At 68.8% G+C, this 17,855-nt stretch carries 13 protein-coding genes and 5 tRNA genes; 14 read left to right on the forward strand and 4 right to left on the reverse strand.

Annotated elements, in window-relative coordinates:
• Positions 1–66 precede the first annotated feature (66 nt).
• The 11 genes from D9R12_RS08885 to D9R12_RS08935 all read left to right on the forward strand — a co-directional run bounded on the left by D9R12_RS08885 (position 67) and on the right by D9R12_RS08935 (position 13,336).
• On the forward strand, positions 67–1,074 hold the full coding sequence (locus D9R12_RS08885) for an isocitrate dehydrogenase (protein WP_122229834.1): 1,008 nt from the start codon (positions 67–69) through the stop codon (positions 1,072–1,074).
• A 375-nt stretch (positions 1,075–1,449) separates the two neighbouring features.
• Positions 1,450–3,084 (forward strand): TldD/PmbA family protein, encoded by a 1,635-nt coding sequence (locus tag D9R12_RS08890; RefSeq protein WP_122229836.1) that lies wholly within the window; start codon positions 1,450–1,452, stop codon positions 3,082–3,084.
• Between the two features lie 18 nt (positions 3,085–3,102).
• Entirely contained in the window at positions 3,103–4,437 is a 1,335-nt protein-coding gene (locus D9R12_RS08895; RefSeq protein WP_122229838.1) for a TldD/PmbA family protein, read from the forward strand.
• A 55-nt stretch (positions 4,438–4,492) separates the two neighbouring features.
• Positions 4,493–5,197 (forward strand): DUF4159 domain-containing protein, encoded by a 705-nt coding sequence (locus tag D9R12_RS08900; RefSeq protein ID WP_122229840.1) that lies wholly within the window; start codon positions 4,493–4,495, stop codon positions 5,195–5,197.
• Between the two features lie 121 nt (positions 5,198–5,318).
• Positions 5,319–6,311: an AAA family ATPase gene (locus D9R12_RS08905; RefSeq protein ID WP_014161235.1), complete on the forward strand. Its 993-nt coding sequence runs from the start codon at positions 5,319–5,321 to the stop codon at positions 6,309–6,311.
• A 12-nt stretch (positions 6,312–6,323) separates the two neighbouring features.
• Entirely contained in the window at positions 6,324–7,220 is an 897-nt protein-coding gene (locus tag D9R12_RS08910; protein ID WP_122229842.1) for a DUF58 domain-containing protein, read from the forward strand.
• Complete coding sequence (locus D9R12_RS08915) at positions 7,217–8,383, forward strand: BatA domain-containing protein (RefSeq protein ID WP_122229844.1); 1,167 nt, start codon at positions 7,217–7,219, stop codon at positions 8,381–8,383. Before D9R12_RS08910 ends, D9R12_RS08915 begins: the two co-directional genes overlap by 4 nt.
• Complete coding sequence (locus D9R12_RS08920; protein WP_122229979.1) at positions 8,380–10,545, forward strand: hypothetical protein; 2,166 nt, start codon at positions 8,380–8,382, stop codon at positions 10,543–10,545. Before D9R12_RS08915 ends, D9R12_RS08920 begins: the two co-directional genes overlap by 4 nt.
• On the forward strand, positions 10,542–12,374 hold the full coding sequence (locus D9R12_RS08925; protein WP_147475069.1) for a carboxypeptidase regulatory-like domain-containing protein: 1,833 nt from the start codon (positions 10,542–10,544) through the stop codon (positions 12,372–12,374). The genes D9R12_RS08920 and D9R12_RS08925 overlap by 4 nt, the downstream gene beginning before the upstream one ends.
• Positions 12,375–12,445: 71 nt before the next feature.
• Positions 12,446–12,532: transfer RNA gene (locus D9R12_RS08930), tRNA-Leu, on the forward strand.
• Positions 12,533–12,559: 27 nt separating this feature from the next.
• Positions 12,560–13,336, forward strand: coding sequence for a Bax inhibitor-1/YccA family protein (locus tag D9R12_RS08935; RefSeq protein ID WP_014161230.1), 777 nt, complete (start codon positions 12,560–12,562; stop codon positions 13,334–13,336).
• Between the two features lie 107 nt (positions 13,337–13,443).
• On the opposite strand, the gene D9R12_RS08940 is transcribed toward D9R12_RS08935, so the two are convergent.
• The 4 genes from D9R12_RS08940 to D9R12_RS08955 form a co-directional block, all read right to left on the reverse strand.
• Positions 13,444–13,519, reverse strand: a tRNA-Lys gene (locus D9R12_RS08940).
• 72 nt (positions 13,520–13,591) lie between these two features.
• Positions 13,592–13,668, reverse strand: a tRNA-His gene (locus D9R12_RS08945).
• Positions 13,669–13,706: 38 nt separating this feature from the next.
• Positions 13,707–13,783, reverse strand: a tRNA-Arg gene (locus tag D9R12_RS08950).
• A 49-nt stretch (positions 13,784–13,832) separates the two neighbouring features.
• A tRNA-Pro gene (locus D9R12_RS08955) sits at positions 13,833–13,909 on the reverse strand.
• A 250-nt stretch (positions 13,910–14,159) separates the two neighbouring features.
• On the opposite strand from D9R12_RS08955, the gene tig reads away from it, so the two are divergent.
• From tig to clpX, 3 genes are all read left to right on the forward strand, one after another.
• Positions 14,160–15,452, forward strand: coding sequence for a trigger factor (gene tig / locus D9R12_RS08960; protein ID WP_122229848.1), 1,293 nt, complete (start codon positions 14,160–14,162; stop codon positions 15,450–15,452).
• 124 nt (positions 15,453–15,576) lie between these two features.
• Positions 15,577–16,203, forward strand: a complete 627-nt coding sequence (gene clpP / locus D9R12_RS08965) for an ATP-dependent Clp endopeptidase proteolytic subunit ClpP (RefSeq protein WP_014161228.1) — start codon at positions 15,577–15,579, stop codon at positions 16,201–16,203.
• Positions 16,204–16,449: 246 nt separating this feature from the next.
• Positions 16,450–17,736 (forward strand): ATP-dependent Clp protease ATP-binding subunit ClpX, encoded by a 1,287-nt coding sequence (gene clpX / locus D9R12_RS08970; protein WP_014161227.1) that lies wholly within the window; start codon positions 16,450–16,452, stop codon positions 17,734–17,736.
• Positions 17,737–17,855 lie beyond the last annotated feature (119 nt).

A 17,855-nucleotide genomic window follows, 5' to 3' on the forward strand; every position in this document is an offset into this window, starting at 1 on the left:
TGCCCGACCACCTCCTCCCCTTCGCGCATGCCGTTGCGGCGCTGCGCCCCAGTTTTGGACACACTCATGACGCAAACGATCACGGTCATCCGCGGCGACGGCATCGGCCCGGAAATCATGGACGCCACCCTCTATGTGCTCGATGCCCTCAAGGCCGGACTGGTCTACGAGGAAGCCGACGCCGGCCTGGTCGCGCTGGAAAAGCACGGCGACCTGCTGCCCGCCCAGACGCTTGCCTCGATCAAGAAGAACAAGGTCGCACTCAAGAGCCCGCTGACCACGCCGGTGGGTGAGGGCTTCACCTCGATCAATGTGACCATGCGCCGCCATTTCGACCTGTACGCCAACGTGCGTCCGGCGATCTCCTTCCCCAACACCAAATCGCGCTTCGGCACCGGGGTGGACCTGATCACGGTGCGCGAGAACACCGAAGGGGCCTACCTGAGCGAAGGCCAGGAAGTGTCGGCCGACGGCGAGACCGCCATTTCGATGACCCGGGTGACCCGCAAGGGGTCCGAGCGCATCGTCCGCTATGCCTTCGACCTGGCCCGCGCCACCGGCCGCAAGAAGGTCACCCTGGTGCACAAGGCCAACATCATCAAGTCGACCTCGGGCCTGTTCCTCAAGGTCGGTCGCGAAGTGGCCGCGCAGTACCCGGACATCGAATGCAACGAGATGATCGTGGACAACGCCTGCATGCAGCTGGTGATGCGCCCGGAGCAATTCGACATCATCGTGACCACCAATCTGTTCGGCGACATCCTGTCCGACCTGTGCGCCGGCCTGGTCGGCGGCCTGGGCCTGGCCCCGGGCGCCAACATCGGCACCGAGGCTGCGATCTTCGAAGCGGTGCACGGCTCGGCCCCGGACATCGCCGGCCAGGGCAAGGCCAATCCGTGCGCGCTGCTGCTGGCCGCCGCGCAGATGCTGGACCACCTTGGCCAGCCGGACAACGCCACCCGCCTGCGCAAGGCCATCGTGGCCACCCTTGAGGCCCGGGATTCGGTCACCCCGGACTTGGGCGGCACCGGCAATACCATGGGCTTTGCCAAGGCGATCGCCAGCCGGGTCTAGCAGTCTGTCGGACTTTGGCCGGCCGGGCTGCGAATCCGCCTGTGCGGTCCATCTTTCCGCCGCTTCTTGGCCCATAGCACCACTATGGGCCGGCGAACCGTCGAAAATCTGACCTCGCACAGCCGAATTCTCGCCTCGACCACCAAAGCCCGACAGGCTGCTAGCGGCCAGACCGTCTGGCCAGGCCGGTCGTCGCCGATGCCCGCCCCGGTCCGGGCACCGTCGTTGCCGCGCGCGCGGCATCTGTGCCAAAGGTCATTCTTGACCCTGGCTTGCCGCTGAGGCAAGAATCGGGCGTGCCTGCGCCTTCGGTGCAAGCCTCATCGCCACAGCACGCCGGCGGCCCCTGCGCCGTGCGGCCGGGGAAGGACAGCCATGCATCGACGTGATTTCCTGGCCGCCAGCGGCCTGAGCCTGGGCGGCCTGATGTTGCCCGCTTTCTTCGGCAAGGCCATCGCCGCCGAGCAACTGCAGTCGGCAATGGACACCGGGTTGAAGAAACGCCTGGCCGATGTCGCCCTGGCCGCCGCGCGTCAGGCCGGCGCCAGCTACTGCGATGTCCGCATCGGCCGCTACCTGCGCCAGTTCATCACCACCCGCGAGGACAAGGTGCAGAACGTGGTCAACACCGAATCCTCCGGGGTCGGCGTGCGGGTCATCGTCAACGGTGCCTGGGGTTTTGCCGCCACCAACGAACTGGCCGCCGACAGCGTCGCCACTGCCGCGCGCCAGGCCGCGGCCATCGCCAAGGCCAACGCCGGCAACCAGAGCGCACCGGTACAACTGGCGCCCGCGCCCGGCGCCGGCGAAGTCAGCTGGCGCACGCCGATCAGGAAGAACGCGATGGAGGTGCCGGTCAAGGACAAGGTGGACCTGCTGCTGGGGGTGAACGCAGCGGCCATCAATGCCGGGGCCGACTTCGTGCGGTCCATGTTGTTCTCGGTCAACGAGCAGAAGTACTTCGCCTCCACCGATGGTTCCTACATCGACCAGGACGTTCACCGCATCTGGGCACCGTTCACGGTCACCGCCATCGACAAGGCCAGCGGCAAGTTCCGCACCCGCGACGGGCTGTCGGCGCCGATGGGGCTGGGCTTCGAATATCTGGACGGCGATGCCTCGGGCAAGTTCGTCTCGCCCAACGGGGTGGTCAACTACGGCCTGTCCTATGACATGCGCGAGGACGCCATCGCGGCGGCCAGACAGGCGCAGGAAAAGCTCAAGGCGCCTTCGGTCAAGCCCGGCAAGTACGATCTGGTGCTGGATCCCTCGCACACCTGGCTCACCATCCACGAGTCGGTGGGCCACGCCACCGAGCTGGACCGCGTGCTGGGCTACGAGGCCAACTATGCTGGCACCAGCTTTGCCACGCTGGACAAGCGCCAGTCGGGCTTCCAGTACGGCAGCGACAAGGTCAGCATCTTCGCCGACAAGGTGCAGCCGGGCAGCCTGGGCGCAGTCGCCTACGACGACGAAGGGGTCAAGACCAAGCAGTGGGACCTGATCCGGGACGGCATCCTGGTGGACTACCAGGCCATCCGTGACCAGGCCCATATCCTGGGCAAGCAGGAGTCGGATGGCTGCTGCTATGCCGATTCCTGGTCAAGCGTGCAGTTCCAGCGCATGGCCAACGTGTCGCTGGCCCCGGGCAAGACCCCGCTGAGCGTGGCCGAGCTGATCAAGGACGTGGACAACGGCATCTACATCATCGGCGACGGCTCGTTCTCGATCGACCAGCAACGCTACAACGCGCAGTTTGGCGGGCAGCTGTTCTACGAGATCAAGCAGGGCCGGATCACCCGCATGCTGGAAGACGTGGCCTACCAGATCCGCACGCCGGAGTTCTGGAACGCGTGCAGCGCCATGGCCGACAGCAGCGACTATCGCATGGGGGGCTCGTTCTTCGACGGCAAGGGCCAGCCGCCACAGATCTCGGCGGTGTCGCATGGGTCATCGACCGCGCGCTTCGACGGCATCAACGTCATCAACACCGCGCGCAGCCTCGGCTGACCGGCAAGGAGATCTGCAATGACCATCTTCACCGAACCGCAGGCCAGAGCCATCCTCGACAAGGTCATCGCCCTGAGCAAGGCCGATGAATGCAGTGCCAGCCTCACCGGCGCGCGCGAGGGCAACATCCGTTTCGCGCTGAACGACATCTCCACCAGCGGCATCGTCAACAATGCCGAGCTTGCGGTGCAGGTCGCCTTTGGCAAGCGCGTGGGTACCGCCACCATCAACGAGTTCGACGATGCCGCGCTCGAGCGGGTGGTGCGCCGGGCCGAGGACCTGGCGCGGCTGGCGCCGGAGAACCCCGAATTCGTGCCGGCCGTGGGCAAGCAGGCCTACACCGCCACGCCCACCTTCAACGCGGCCACGGCGGCGATCACCCCGGAGTTCAGGGCCAAGGCCGCGGCCGATTCCATCGCCCCGTGCAAGGCGGCAAACATGGTTGCCGCCGGCTTCCTGCAGGACGGCCACAGCTTTGCTGCGATCGCCAACAGCAACGGCAATTTCGGCTACCAGCAGGCCACCGGCTTCAACTACACCTGCACCGTGCGCACCGACGATGGTCGCGGGTCGGGCTGGGTGGGTCGCACGCTGGCCGACGCCAGTGCCTTCGACGCCGGGCGGGAGGTGCGCGTGGCCATGCAGAAGGCGCGTGACTCGGCCGCTGCCAGGGCGCTGGAACCGGGCAAGTACACGGTGATCCTGGAGCCGGCGGCTGCCGCCGGCCTGATCGGCTTCATGATGCGCATGTTCGATGCGCGCCAGGCCGATGAAGGCCGCAGTTTCCTGTCCAGGAAGGGCGGCGGCAACAAGCTGGGCGAGCAGGTCTACGACCCGCGCGTGCACATCTATGCCGATCCCGCCCATCCGGAGGCCCCGGCCCTGCCGTGGGACGACCAGGGCCTGCCGCGCGGCAAGCTGGAGTACGTCAAGGACGGCAAGGTTCAGGCGCTGGACTATTCGCGCTACTGGGCGCAGAAGAACGGCAAGGCCGCACAGGCCGCGCCCGGCAACCTGATCATGGCCGGCAGCGGCAAGAGCACCGCCGACCTGGTGCGCGAGACCCAGAAGGGCATCCTGGTCACGCGGACCTGGTACATCCGCATGGTCGACCCGCAGACGGTGCTGCTGACCGGGCTGACGCGCGATGGCACGTTCTACATCGAGAACGGGCAGATCCGCTACCCGGTGAAGAACTTCCGTTTCAATGAATCGCCGGTGATCATGCTCAACAACATCGACGAGATCGGCAAGCCGGTGCTGCTGAGCGGCGACGAGCTTTCCGGATCGATGCTGATCCCGCCGCTGAAACTGCGCGATTTCACCTTCACCTCGCTGTCGGACGCAGTGTAGGCATGGCCAGGGTGGACGCGCCGGCCGCGCTGTCGGGCGCCTGCCCGCGCGAGCGATGAACCGCAACGCGTTCCTGCGCCTGATGCTGGGCGCCGCGGCCGGCGCGCTGCTGCCATGGCGCGCTGCACGCGGCGCCACGGCCGACTACGACTTCTGGTTCACGCGGTTGCGTTACGACTCCGGCGACTGGGACGTGGACGCGCGCATGCCGTCGAACCTGATTACCGCACTGATCGACTACACCAACCTGCGCGTGGACCCGAAGGAGCACGTGCTGGCGCTGTCGGACCCGGCGATGCTCACCGCCCCGTTCTGCTACCTGGCCGGGCACAAGCTGGTCGAATTCAACCCGCTCGAACGCCGCCACTTCGAGCGCTACGTGCGCAATGGCGGCTTCGTGCTGGTGGACGACTGCAACCACGACATCGACGGCCTGTTCGCCAAGTCATTCGAGGCACAGATGGCGGCCATTTTCGGACCCCGGGCACTGAACAGGCTGGGCAACGACCACCGGCTGTACCGCAGCTTCTTCCAGTTCCCGGACGGACCGCCGGCCACCGCGTTCGAGTTGAATGGCTGGGGCGACGACCTGGTGCACGAATGGCTGAGCGGGATCGAGATCGACGGCCGGCTGGGCCTGCTGTACAGCAACAAGGACTATGGCTGCGAATGGGACTACGACTGGCGCAACAAGCGCTTCCTGGCCGAGGACAATACCCGGTTCGCGGTCAACATCGTCATGTATGCGTTGACCTCATGACCACCGCTTTCAACGTAGGGCGGGTCTCGACCCGCCTTGCGCAGGCCCGCGGGAATCCCGGTGGGGCGTCGAAACCCGCCCCGTCCACATCCGTTTCGCCCCATTGCATTGGCCTGCCCCCATGAACACCCTCACCGAAACCGACGTGCAGACCGAACTGGCCAGGCTGGACCAATTGCGCCGCGCGCTGGCCCAGGCCGTGGTCGGTCAGCACGATGTGGTCGAACAGCTGCTGATCGGCCTGCTGGCCGGCGGCCATTGCCTGCTGGAAGGCGCGCCCGGGCTGGGCAAGACCCTGCTGGTACGGTCGCTGGGACAGGCGCTGGAACTGCAGTTCCGGCGCGTGCAGTTCACCCCGGACCTGATGCCCAGCGACATCCTGGGCACCGAGCTGCTGGAGGAAGACCACGGCACCGGCCACCGCCGCTTCCGCTTCCAACCCGGTCCGATCTTCACCAACCTGCTGCTGGCCGACGAACTCAACCGCACCCCGCCCAAGACCCAGGCCGCGCTGCTGGAGGCGATGCAGGAACGCACCGTCAGCTACGCCGGCACCACCTATTCGCTGCCGGCGCCGTTCTTCGTGCTGGCCACCCAGAACCCGATCGAACAGGCCGGCACCTATCCTCTGCCCGAGGCGCAGCTGGACCGCTTCCTGCTGCACGTGCGGGTGGATTACCCCAGCGAGCAGGAGGAGCGCGACATCCTGGCCCAGACCACCGGCACCCACCTCGGCGAAGTGCCGCCAGTGATGGACGCAGCCCAGGTGTTGGCGCTGCAGGCACGCGTGCGCCAAGTCCACCTGGGCCAAGACCTGCTGGCCTGGATCACCCGGCTGGTACGCGCCAGCCGCCCGGGCGAACACGCGCCGGCGCAGATCCGGCAATGGGTCAAGTGGGGCGCCGGACCACGCGCCGGGCAGTCGCTGGTGCTGGCGTGCAAGGCACGCGCACTGCTGCACGGGCGCCTGGCCGCCACCCGCGAGGACGTCGCCGCCCTGGCCGCCCCGGTCATGCGCCATCGCCTGCTGCTGTCCTTCGCCGCCGAAGCCGAGCAGAAGGGTGCCGACGAGGTGGTGGCTGTGCTGCTGCAGCGCGTGCCGCTGGCTGGCTGAGCGGCTGCACGGATGGGCGCGGCCTTCGACCCGATCCCGGCGGACGTGCGCAGCCGGCTGCGCGGGCTGCAGCTGTTGTCGCGGCGCTCCACCGGCGCACGCGGCATCGGCCTGCACGCCAGCCGCAGCCGCGGCGCCGGCATGGAATTCGCCCAGTACCGCAGTTACGAGCAGGGTGACGAATTGCGCCAGGTGGACTGGAAGCTGTACGCGCGCAGCGACCGTTTCTTCGTGCGCGAATCCGAGCGCGAAAGCCCGCTGACAGTGTGGCTGCTGCTCGACGCCACCGCGTCGGCCGGCCAGGCCGATGGTGACGGCACCGGCGGCTCGCGGCTGGATGCGATCAAGGCCCTGGCCGCGTGCGTGGCCGAACTTGCGCTGCGCCAGGGCGATGCGTTCGGCATGGTCGCCGTCCAGGGCGGCCGCCTGCGGCTGATGCCGGCCGCCATCGGCGCCCGCCAGCGTGACCGCCTGTGGCTGGAGCTGCATGCGCTGGACGCCGGCGGGGCCTGGCCGCCGCTGCAGGGCCTGCGCCCGCTGTGGGAACGCGTGGCGGCCAACGACCTGGTGCTGATGATCGGCGACGGCTTCGATGAAGCCGGCATCGCCCTGGCCGAACAGCTCGCCGCCGCGCGCCGCGAGGTCCTGCACCTGCAGGTGTTGACCACCGAGGAACGCGACTTTCCGTTCCGCGGCGGGCACCGCTTTGTCGATCCGGAAACCGGCGAGGAACTGCTGGGCGATGGCGCCGCGTTGCGCGGCCAGTACCTGGCGCGTTTCGGCGCCGCCCAACAGGCGCTGGCAGCGCGGCTGCAGGCGGCCGGCATCCGCCAGGCCGTGCACTACCTCGACCAGCCGCTGGATGCATCGCTGCGCCAGCTGCTGCAAGCACCAGCCGGCGCGCGATGAACCTGGTGCTGCTCCTGCCGGCGGGGCTGGCCGCACTGGCGGCCTTGCTGCTGCCGTTGTTGATCCACCTGGCGCGGCGCAGCGAGCAGCGTCCTACCCCGTTTGCCGCACTGCGCTGGCTGCGTGCACGGCCCAGGCCCCGCAGCCGGGTGCGCTTGGATGAATGGCCGCTGTTGTTGCTGCGGCTGGCACTGCTGGCACTGCTGGCGCTGCTGCTGGCGCGGCCGGCGCTGTACGGCGCGGCCGCCGACACGCCATGGGTGGCGCTGGTGCCGGGGGTGCCGGTGCAGGCGGCGCGCGGGGTGGTGGAGGCCCCCGATGCCCGATGGCACTGGCTGGCGCCCGGCTTCCCGGCCGTGGAGCAGCCGGCACCCCGCGGCCCGGTGCCGGTGTCCAGCCTGCTGCGCGAGCTCGATGCCGAACTGCCCGCGGGCGCGACATTGACGGTGGTCGCGCCGGCGCAACTCGACGGCCTGGACGCGCAGCGCGTGCGGCTTTCGCGCACGGTGGCCTGGCATGTGCTTGCCGGCGCAGCGGCGGGACCGGCCGCCGTTGCGGCACGGCCTGCGCCGCAGCTGGTCGTGCACCATGCAGCCGACAGCGCGCCGGCCCTGCGCTATCTGCGCGCTGCGCATGTGGCGTGGTCCGGCGGCGCTGCAGCGCCGTTGCCAACCGCGCCCGACGGACAGGCGTTGGCTCCACTGGGCGCGGCCCAGACCCTGGTGTGGCTGGCGCCGGAGCCGCTGCCGTCGGCGGCGCAGCGGTGGGTCGCGGCGGGCGGCACCGCCCTGCTCGACGCGCGCAGCCCCTGGACCCCCCAGTCGCCGATGTCGCCGCTGTGGAGCGATGACCGCGGCGAGGCGCTGGTGGAAGGGGTGGCCCACGGCCAGGGCCGAGTGCTGCGCTTCACCCGCGCGCTGGCGCCGGCGCAGATGCCGCAGCTGCTCCAGGCCGATTTCCCGCAGCGGCTGCGAGCGCTGCTGGAGCGGCCACCGCCGCCGCCTTCCCGCGGCCTTGCTCCCGACCATGCCCCACAGGCCGGTGCGCCGGCGTGGGCGCCGAGCCCGCGCCAGCTGCAGCCCTGGCTGCAGCTGGCCATCGCCTTGCTGTTCCTGTGCGAGCGCTGGCTGGCCACCTCGCCGCGCCGGAAGGTGGCTGCATGAGCACCGGGGTCCTGCACAAGGCGTGGCAACGCGCACGCACCCAGCGCTTGCTGGAATGGCTGGTCCTGCTGGCGCCGTGGGCGGCGGTGGCCTGTGCGCTGACCTGGCGACTGGCCGGTGCGGCGGCGGCGCTGGCGGTCCTGGCCATCGCGATCGTCGCGATGGCCGTGGCGGCCGCTTCGGCGAGCAGATCGTTGGACCGGGCGTGGGTGGTTGGTCGGCTCGACGCGCGCGCGGACATGGAGGACAGCGCCGATCTGCTGTTCGCCCTGCCGCAGGGCCTGACGCCGCTGCAGCGTCTGCAGCAGGCTCGGCTGCAGCAACGGCTGTGCGCGTCTGCACCCCGGCTGGCGCTGCCGTGGCGCTGGCCACGGCTGCTGGCGTCGTTGCTGTTGGCTGCGGCGGCGGGTGCGGCGTTGGTGTGGTGGCCGGCGCGGCCGGCGGCCACGGTCCGCCCGGCAACGGTGCAATCGCCGCGCGCACAACCGGCCGGGTTCACGGTCATCAGCGCCCAGCGCCTGCAGCTGCGCCCACCGGCCTACACCGGGCAGGCTGCGCGCGAGACTCCAGCGCTGGATGCCCGCGCTGCGGTGGGGACGCAACTGCAATGGACGCTGCGCTTCGCTCCGCAGCCGCGCGGCGCAGCGCTGGTGTTCCACGATGGGCGCCGGGTGGCGTTGCGGCGCGAGGGTGAGGACTGGCGCGGCAGCCATGTCCTGCAGCACTCGGCGCTGTACCGGATCGCGCTCGAAGACGCGCCGCCGCTGCAGCAGCGCCGGGCCCATCGGCTGGACGCGATCGCCGATCGCCCGCCGCAGGTGCGCGTGCTGCAGCCCGAGCAAAGCCTGACCCTGCTGCAGGAAGGGCAGACGCGATGGCCGCTGGCGTTCGCCGTGCACGACGACTACGGCGTGGCTGCCGCCGCCCAATTGCGCGTGGTCCTGGCCCAGGGCAGTGGCGAGAACATCGCCTTCAGGGAGAGCTTGCTGACCCTGACCGGCAGCGGCCCGGCCAGCGCCCGGCGCTTCGGCCGGACGCTCGATCCGCTCGCGCTGGGCATGGCAGTGGGTGATGACCTGATCGTGCAGCTGATCGTGTGCGACAACCGCCGCCCCGTCCCGCAGCAGGCACGCAGCGCCAGCCTGATCCTGCGCTGGCCCCCGGACCTTGGCAGCCAGGCGGGCGGGCTGGACGGCATCGTCAAGAAGGCGCTGCCGGCCTACTTCCGCAGCCAGCGCCAGATCATCATCGATGCCCAGGCACTGCTGGAGCAGAAGCGGCGACTGCCGGCGCAGGGCTTCGTCACGCGCTCGGACGCGATTGGCGTGGACCAGCGCATCCTGCGGCTGCGCTACGGGCAATTCCTGGGTGAGGAGGCCGAAGGTGCGCCCAAGCCGCCCCCGGCGCCGACCTCCGCCACGGCCGACAGTTCCGCACCCGCCACGGCGGCTGCCTCCGACCGGCAGGCGCACGACGATCACGCCGGCGAACCGGCCGCACCCGCGGCCGGCCTTGGTCGCCAGGCCGATGTGCTGGCCGAGTTTGGCCACACCCACGACCAAGCCGAGGCGGCCACGCTGCTGGACCCGCAGACACGCGCCACCCTGAAGGCCGCGCTGGACCAGATGTGGCAGTCGGAGCTGCACCTGCGCCAGGGCCAGCCGGAGCTGGCGCTGCCCTTCGCGTACAAGGCGCTGGAATTGATCAAGCAGGTGCAGCAGGCAGAACGCGTGTACCTGGCGCGCGTCGGGCCGGAGCTGCCGCCGATCGATCCCGGCCGCCGCCTGCGTGGCGACCGCACCGGCCTGAGCCCCGCCCAGATCAAGGTCTCGGCGGCGACCGCGCCGGATCCAGCCCCGCTGCGCGCCTGGCAGGCGCTGGGCGACCATCCGGGCGCCACCGCCGATGCGGACCTGCTGCAGCAGCTGCAGCGCTGGCTGGGCGATCACCCGATGGAGGTCGAGGACCCGCTCGCCTTCGCCGCAGCGCTTGACCGGGTCCGCAATGAACCTGCCTGCGCAGCCTGCCGGGGGCACCTGCGGGCGTTGCTGTGGACCGCGCTCGCGCGCCCACCGGCGCAGGTGCAGCGGCGGCCGCCCGCCGATCAGGTCGGGCAACGCTACCTGGACGCGCTCGAAGCGGCGCGCGAGGCGCGGCCATGAATCCTGCAACCTCGGTGGCCGTGATCCTGGGCATCGCCACGCTGCTGGCGATCGTGCGCCTGCTGTGGCGGCAGCGGCGCCTGACCGCCGAAGCGCGCGGACCACGCTGGCGCCTGGTCCTGCAGCTGATCGGACAGCCAGCGCTTGCCGGGCTGCTGTACCTGACGATGCTGCCGCCGCCGCTTCCCGGGAAGGCCGACACGCTGGTGGTGGCCACGGCAGACGCCACGGAAAGCCAACTTCGCCGCAGCGCCGGCGGCAGCCTGGTTGCCCTGCCGGAGGCGCCGCCGCTGCCGTCGGCCGTGCGCGTTCCCGACCTGGCCACCGCCCTGCGTCAGCGCCCCGGCACCAGCGGCCTGCGTGTGGTCGGCGCCGGGCTGGTCGGGCGCGACCAGGACGCGGCCGGCGCGCTGCCGGTGGATTTTGTCGCCGCCGATCTCCCGCGCGGCATCGTGCAGCTGGCCAGCCCGGCGCAGGTGCCTGCCGGTGGCGCGTTCGCGGTGCACGGACGTGCCAATGGCGTGCCAGGGGGGCGGGTGGAGCTGCGCGATCCGGCCGGGCTGCGTGTGGACGCGCAGAGCCTGCCGGCTTCGGGCCGATTCCAGCTGGCCGGCAGCGTACGCGTGCCCGGGACGGTGCAGTTTTCGCTGCAGCTGCTGGATGCGGCCGGGGGTCGGGTCGAGCAGCTGGCGGTGCCGGTGTGGATCGCGCAGACCCGGCCGCCGCGGGTGCTGGTCCTGGCCGGCGCTGCGGGCCCGGAACTGAAATACCTGCGGCGCTGGATCGCCGACGCCGACATGCAGGCCGATGCGCGCATCGGCATCGGCGGCGGCGTGCAGCTGCGGTCCGGTCCGGCTTCGCTCACGGCCGCCGACCTGGGCCAGCTGGACGTGGTGATCCTCGACGCCCGCGCATGGTCCGGGTTGGGCGCCGGGCAGCGGCAGGCCTTGCTGGAAGCAGTCCGCGGCGGCCTGGGCGTGCTGCTGCGCGCCGACACCGCACCGGATGCCGCGCTGCGCGCGGACCTGCGCAGGCTCGGCTTCCAGCTGCGACAGGCCGGGCGCGAGGTCGGCACGGCCGCGGTGGCCTCCCCGCGCCCGGACCTGGGCGAAGCCACGGCGTCGGCGAGCGCTGCCCCCGGCGCTGCCCAACCCCCGGCGCAGGCATCGAAGTCGCCGGACGTCAGCTACCGCAAGCTCGGGCTGGCAGGGCTCGATGCGGCGCCGCTGTTGAACGCCCAGGGCGGCCAGCTGCTTGCGGTCTGGCGCGCCCACGGTCGCGGTCGCGTCGGCCTGTGGACGCCACTGGACAGCTTCCGCCTGGTCCTGGCCGGGCATCCGGACCTGCATGCGCAGATGTGGAGCAGGGCGCTGGCGATCCTGGCCCGCCCTGGCCAGGCTCTGGCGACCGTTGACGCCCATGCCTGGCCGGGCGAGCGCATCACCCTGTGCGGCCTGACCGGTCCTGCGCAGGTGGCCGCGCCCGATGGCCAGCCGACCTCCCTGGTCCCGGACCCGCGGGCCGGTCACTGCGCCGGCTACTGGCCACGCCAGCCCGGTTGGCACCAGTTGGCCCACGCAGGCGGCGCCCAGCCCTTCCACGTCCATCAGGCAGCGCAAGGACGGGCCTTGAAGGCCGCCGGACAGGCGCTGGCGACCCGGCAACTGGCGATGTTTGCGGGCGCCGCCGGCTCCCGGCCCCCGGCGGAGACGGTGCCGGCCAGGCGCGGGCGTGCCTGGCCGTGGCTGCTGGGCCTGCTGGCCTGCGCAGCGGCGCTGTGGTGGCTGGAGCGCGCCCGCCTGCACCTTCCAGATCCTGCTGCACGCTAGCGCTCCGGCGCCTGCAAGCCGGGCGGCCCTCATCGCGGTCCGGCATCCAGCCGGCTAGAATGGCTCACCTTGCGAGAGTGGCGGAACTGGTAGACGCACTGGATTTAGGTTCCAGCGGACGCAAGTTCGTGCGGGTTCGAGTCCCGCCTTTCGCACCAGCATCTCAACAACGACGGGACACATCCATGGTTCGTAGCGGCAATCCTGCTCTCAAGCAGTCCACCTTCCTCGACCTGAGCTCCGGCGCGGTGGTCGCACGCGACGCGGGCGCCATGACCCTCAGCGGAACCGTCAACAAGACCGGCTTGCTGTTGCTGCTCACGGTGCTTACCGCGGCCTTTGCCTGGAGCCAGTCCATCGTCACTGGCGCCGACGGCCAGGCGGCGATCGCCCAGGGCGTGGCCGGTTACATGATCGGCGGCGCCATCGGCGGCTTCATCCTGGCGTTGATCACCATTTTCAAGAAGACCTGGGCGCCGATCACGGCGCCGCTGTATGCGCTAGTGGAGGGCTTTTTCCTGGGCTCGATCTCGGCCATGTACGAGTTCCGCTTCAACGGCATCGTGTTTCAGGCTGTGCTGCTGACCTTCGGCACGCTGTTCGCGCTGCTGTTCGCCTACCGCAGCGGTCTGATCCGCGCCACCGAGAACTTCAAGCTGGGGGTGGCGGCGGCGACCGGCGGCATCTTCCTGGTCTACCTGGCGACGATGATCCTGGGCTTCTTCAATGTGAATATCCCCTTCATCCATGAATCCGGCCTGGTCGGCATCGGCTTCAGCCTGTTCGTGGTGGTCATCGCCGCGCTCAATCTGGTGCTGGATTTCGACTTCATCGAGAATGGAATCGAGCAGGGCGCACCCAAGTACATGGAGTGGTATGGCGCCTTCGGCCTGATGGTCACGCTGGTGTGGCTGTACATCGAGTTCCTGCGCCTGCTGTCCAAGCTGCAGTCGCGCAACTGAAGAAGCTGCCGCCTGCGCCGGATGCACGGCGCAGGCGAGCTCCGGCGTCGGCATGCGGCACCGATTCAAGCATAAAAAAGGCACCCATCGCTGGGTGCCTTTTTGTTTGGTGGGCCGTCAAGGATTCGAACCTTGGACCTATTGATTAAGAGTCAACTGCTCTACCAACTGAGCTAACGGCCCCGAAAACTGGTCGCGCAGTGTACGCGAGGGCTTCGGATTTGCAAACCCCATATGGGGCAAATCTACGCGGATTGGGGTGGCTGAGGGGACTCGAACCCCCGACATCTGGAATCACAATCCAGTACTCTAACCAACTGAGCTACAGCCACCAGTGAACCGCACTACACCAGCCTTGCCGCCACTGGATTGGCGCGCCCGACAGGAATCGAACCTGTAACCGCCGGCTTAGAAGGCCGGTGCTCTATCCAGTTGAGCTACGGGCGCCCGGCTGGAACTGCACCCGGACCTGACCTGTCTGGCCCACTGCGATCGATGGTCGGGGTAGAGGGATTCGAACCCCCGACATCCTGCTCCCAAAGCAGGCGCGCTACCAGACTGCGCTATACCCCGGAAACCTTGAGCGGGCCGGCAAATCGCCGGTCCTTGCCGACGGCTGGCGCCGGAAAGGATGGGTATTGTCTGGATCGCGGGTCGAACTGTCAACGAAAACCGTCGCTTCAGTGGTCAAACCGTGGCTGATCGGCCAAACTAGCGCGTTCGGCAAGGGTGAAGGCGGCTTCTGGACGCCCCGCACGCAAGCCAATCCCTTTCTCAACGATGACCCGCGGCCTCGAGCGCCGCGGTTGCAGGAGCCAGTGACATGAACGTTTCCGTCGAATCGACCGGCAGCCTCGAGCGCCGCATGAGTTTCTCGCTGCCGGCCGAACGCCTGGACAGCCACATCGGTGGCCGCCTGCGCGAGCTCAGCCGCACCGTGCGGATCAAGGGCTTCCGCCCCGGCAAGGTGCCGCCCAAGGTGATCGAGCAGCGTTTCGGCAAGCAGGTCCGCGCCGAGGCCCTGGATGGCCTGCTGCGCGAGACCTTCGATTCGGCCGTGCGCGAGCAGGCCCTGCAACTGGCCGGCACCCCGCGCCTGGAGCCGGTCGGCGAGGGCGAGCTGGAGTGGGTGGCCACCTTTGAAGTGGTGCCGGACTTTGGCGACATCGACGTGTCCGGGCTCAGCGTCGTCCGTCACACCGCCGAAGTGACCGACGCCGACGTCGACCAGATGATCGAGAACCTGCGCCTGCAGCGGCGCACCTTCCAGCCGGTCGAGCGCGCCGCCGCCGAGGGCGACCGGGTGACCCTGGAAACCTGGTCGCAGGCCGGCGAGGCGCGTCTGCCCGCCGAGGGCATCGAGACCGGCGCCACCCTGATCGGTTCGGGCGTGATGTTCGCCGGGATCGAACAGGCCCTGGTCGGCATGACCACGGGCGAGGAGAAGGAAATCACCGTCGATTTCCCGGCCACCTGGCGCGTGCCGCAACTGGCTGGCCAGCGTGCCCAGGTGCACCTGAAGGTCACCGAGGTGTCCGAGCCGGTGTTGCCGCCGGTGGACAAGGACTTCATCAAGAGCTTCGGCGTCAAGACCGGGGACGAAGGCCAGTTCCGCGCCGACATCCGCATCAACCTGGAGCGTGAGCTCAAGGGCGCGCTGGCCAATCGTCTGCGCCGCGAAGTGGGCGAGCAGCTGATCGCCGCCTACGCATCGGTGGAGATGCCCGAGCGCCTGGTCGAGAATGAAGCCCGCGCCATGCTGGCCCAGCAGGTCGACCAGGCCCGGCGCCAGGGCCAGGATGTTCAGCCGCCGGAAGGTGCGCACCAGGCGTTCATGGATGCCGCCCGCAAGCGCGTGCTGGTCGGGCTGCTGGTGGGCGAGGTCGCCCGCCGCAACCAGTTGCGCCTGGACCCCAAGCGCGTGCAGGACACCCTGCGCCTGATCGCCTCGACCTATGAAGAGCCCGAGCAGGTCATTGAGTTGTACCGCAACGATCCCCAGATGATGTCCGGGCTGCAGTCCCGCGTGATGGAGGAGCAGGTGATCGACTGGATCGCCGAGCGCGCCCAGCACCAGGAACAGGCACTGTCCTTCCAGGACGCCATCCGGCAATAACGGCGTATGGTTTCGCCATCGCTCCGGTCCCGCCACGGGGCCGGACCAGTGAGATGAGGCGGGATCCAGCGCATTACCACGCACTTTCGGTGCGGATCCAACAACAAAAAAGGTGCCTCATTCCATGGATAACCAGACCAAGGCCTTGAACCTCGTTCCGATGGTGGTCGAGCAGACCAGCCGCGGCGAGCGCGCCTACGACATCTACTCCCGCCTGCTCAAGGAACGGGTCATCTTCCTGGTGGGCGGCGTCGATGACCATGTGGCCAACGTGATCGTGGCGCAGATGCTGTTCCTGGAGGCCGAAAACCCCGAGAAGGACATCAGCCTGTACATCAACTCGCCCGGCGGCGTGGTCACCGCCGGCATGGCCATCTACGACACCATGCAGTACATCAAGCCGGACGTGAGCACCATCTGCATCGGCCAGGCCGCCTCGATGGGTGCGCTGCTGCTGGCCGCCGGCGCGGCCGGCAAGCGTTACGCGCTGCCCAACTCGCGGGTGATGATCCACCAGCCTCTGGGCGGCTTCCAGGGCCAGGCCACCGACATCGACATCCACGCCCGTGAAATCCTGACCCTGCGCCACAAGCTCAACGAGATCCTGGCCAGGCACACCGGGCAGACGCTGGAAACCATCGCCCGTGATACCGAACGCGACAACTTCAAGAGCGCGTTCGACTCCAAGGCCTACGGCCTGGTGGATGAGGTGCTCGAGCGCCGTCCGGACGAGTCGATCCAGTCGGCCTGAACGTGGCGGGGCGGCTGCGGTCGGTCCCGCCGGCGTGCAGGCGCCGGGCGGCAACGTCCAGGCGCGCTGTGGTTCAGGCGTGACCGGCGTCCAGGTGCTTGTCCGCCGGGCGCGTGCATGGTTGCTGGCCAGCGTTCCGCTGTCATCCTCCAGCGTCCCGGCGGCTGGGCGCCATCGGCGCCGAACCGGTGTTATTCTCGAAATCGAATGCCCCCGCGGGGGCCGCAGTGAGTGGGTAAAACAAGCATGAGCGAAGACCGCCAAGGCCGTTCGGGCGACAGTAACAAGATCCTGTACTGCTCGTTCTGCGGCAAAAGCCAGCACGAGGTCCGCAAGCTGATCGCAGGGCCAAGCGTGTTCATCTGCGATGAGTGCGTGGAGCTGTGCAACGACATCATCCGTGAGGAACTCGAGGAAAAAGCGCAGTCGGCGCGCAGTTCGCTGCCCAAGCCGCGCGAGATCCTCGAGGTGCTCGACCAGTACGTGATCGGCCAGCAGCGCGCCAAGCGCACCCTCGCGGTGGCCGTCTACAACCACTACAAGCGCATCGAGAGCCGGCAGAAGAGCGACGACGTCGAACTGGCCAAGTCCAACATCCTGCTGGTCGGCCCCACCGGGTCGGGCAAGACGCTGCTGGCCGAGACCCTCGCACGCCTGCTGAACGTGCCGTTCACCATTGCCGATGCCACCACGCTGACCGAGGCCGGCTATGTGGGCGAGGACGTGGAAAACATCATCCAGAAGCTGCTGCAGAAGTGCGACTACGACGTGGACAAGGCCCAGCAGGGCATCGTCTACATCGACGAGATCGACAAGATCTCGCGCAAGAGCGAAAACCCCTCGATCACCCGCGATGTCTCCGGTGAAGGCGTACAGCAGGCCCTGCTGAAGCTGATTGAAGGCACCGTGGCCAGCGTCCCGCCGCAGGGCGGGCGCAAGCATCCGCAGCAGGAATTCCTGCAGGTGGACACCAGGAACATCCTGTTCATCTGCGGTGGTGCGTTCGCCGGGCTGGACAAGATCATCCAGGCCCGGTCCACCGAGCAGAGCGGCATTGGCTTCGGCGCCAAGGTGAAGTCCTCGGCCAAGAAGCCGGAAATCGGCAAGGTGTTGTCCGAGGTCGAGCCCGAGGACCTGATCAAGTTCGGCCTGATTCCCGAGTTCGTCGGTCGCCTGCCGGTGGTGGCAACGCTGGAGGAGCTGGACGAGCCGGCCCTGATCAGGATCCTGACCGAGCCCAGGAACGCCATCACCAAGCAGTTCAAGCGCCTGTTCGACATGGAAGGGGTGGAGCTGGAATTCCGTCCCGACGCGCTGTCGGCCATCGCCAGGAAGGCGCTCAAGCGCAAGACCGGTGCCCGTGGCCTGCGCACCATCGTCGAGGCGGTGCTGCTGGACACCATGTATGACCTGCCGTCGCTGGAAAACGTCGGCAAGGTGGTGGTGGACGAGTCGGTGATCGAGCACAAGTCCGAGCCCTACCTGATCTACCAGAATCCGCCTGCACCGCCGAAGGTCGCCTCGGCCGAATGAGGACAGGATCCTGATCGCGAGAGGTTCAGTTTCCTGCTTGCATCGCCCCGCCAATGGCCCCATAACGGGGCCATTGGCGTTCTTGCGACATCATCTGGTGTCCAGAAGATTTGCCCTCC

Origin of the sequence: Pseudoxanthomonas spadix (genome assembly GCF_003703395.1) — a bacterium.
GTDB classification, from domain to species: Bacteria; Pseudomonadota; Gammaproteobacteria; order Xanthomonadales; family Xanthomonadaceae; genus Pseudoxanthomonas_A; species Pseudoxanthomonas_A spadix.

What these genes read in the sequence shown, in the direction of transcription:
- D9R12_RS08900 (WP_122229840.1), top strand. Translation starts at nt 4,493, where the DNA reads ATGAACCGCAACGCGTTCCTGCGCCTGATGCTGGGCGCCGCGGCCGGC.
- D9R12_RS08925 (WP_147475069.1), top strand. Translation starts at nt 10,542, where the DNA reads ATGAATCCTGCAACCTCGGTGGCCGTGATCCTGGGCATCGCCACGCTG.
- D9R12_RS08890 (WP_122229836.1), top strand. Translation starts at nt 1,450, where the DNA reads ATGCATCGACGTGATTTCCTGGCCGCCAGCGGCCTGAGCCTGGGCGGC.
- D9R12_RS08905 (WP_014161235.1), top strand. Translation starts at nt 5,319, where the DNA reads ATGAACACCCTCACCGAAACCGACGTGCAGACCGAACTGGCCAGGCTG.
- D9R12_RS08895 (WP_122229838.1), top strand. Translation starts at nt 3,103, where the DNA reads ATGACCATCTTCACCGAACCGCAGGCCAGAGCCATCCTCGACAAGGTC.
- D9R12_RS08910 (WP_122229842.1), top strand. Translation starts at nt 6,324, where the DNA reads ATGGGCGCGGCCTTCGACCCGATCCCGGCGGACGTGCGCAGCCGGCTG.
- D9R12_RS08915 (WP_122229844.1), top strand. Translation starts at nt 7,217, where the DNA reads ATGAACCTGGTGCTGCTCCTGCCGGCGGGGCTGGCCGCACTGGCGGCC.
- clpX (WP_014161227.1), top strand. Translation starts at nt 16,450, where the DNA reads ATGAGCGAAGACCGCCAAGGCCGTTCGGGCGACAGTAACAAGATCCTG.
- tig (WP_122229848.1), top strand. Translation starts at nt 14,160, where the DNA reads ATGAACGTTTCCGTCGAATCGACCGGCAGCCTCGAGCGCCGCATGAGT.
- D9R12_RS08885 (WP_122229834.1), top strand. Translation starts at nt 67, where the DNA reads ATGACGCAAACGATCACGGTCATCCGCGGCGACGGCATCGGCCCGGAA.
- clpP (WP_014161228.1), top strand. Translation starts at nt 15,577, where the DNA reads ATGGATAACCAGACCAAGGCCTTGAACCTCGTTCCGATGGTGGTCGAG.
- D9R12_RS08920 (WP_122229979.1), top strand. Translation starts at nt 8,380, where the DNA reads ATGAGCACCGGGGTCCTGCACAAGGCGTGGCAACGCGCACGCACCCAG.
- D9R12_RS08935 (WP_014161230.1), top strand. Translation starts at nt 12,560, where the DNA reads ATGGTTCGTAGCGGCAATCCTGCTCTCAAGCAGTCCACCTTCCTCGAC.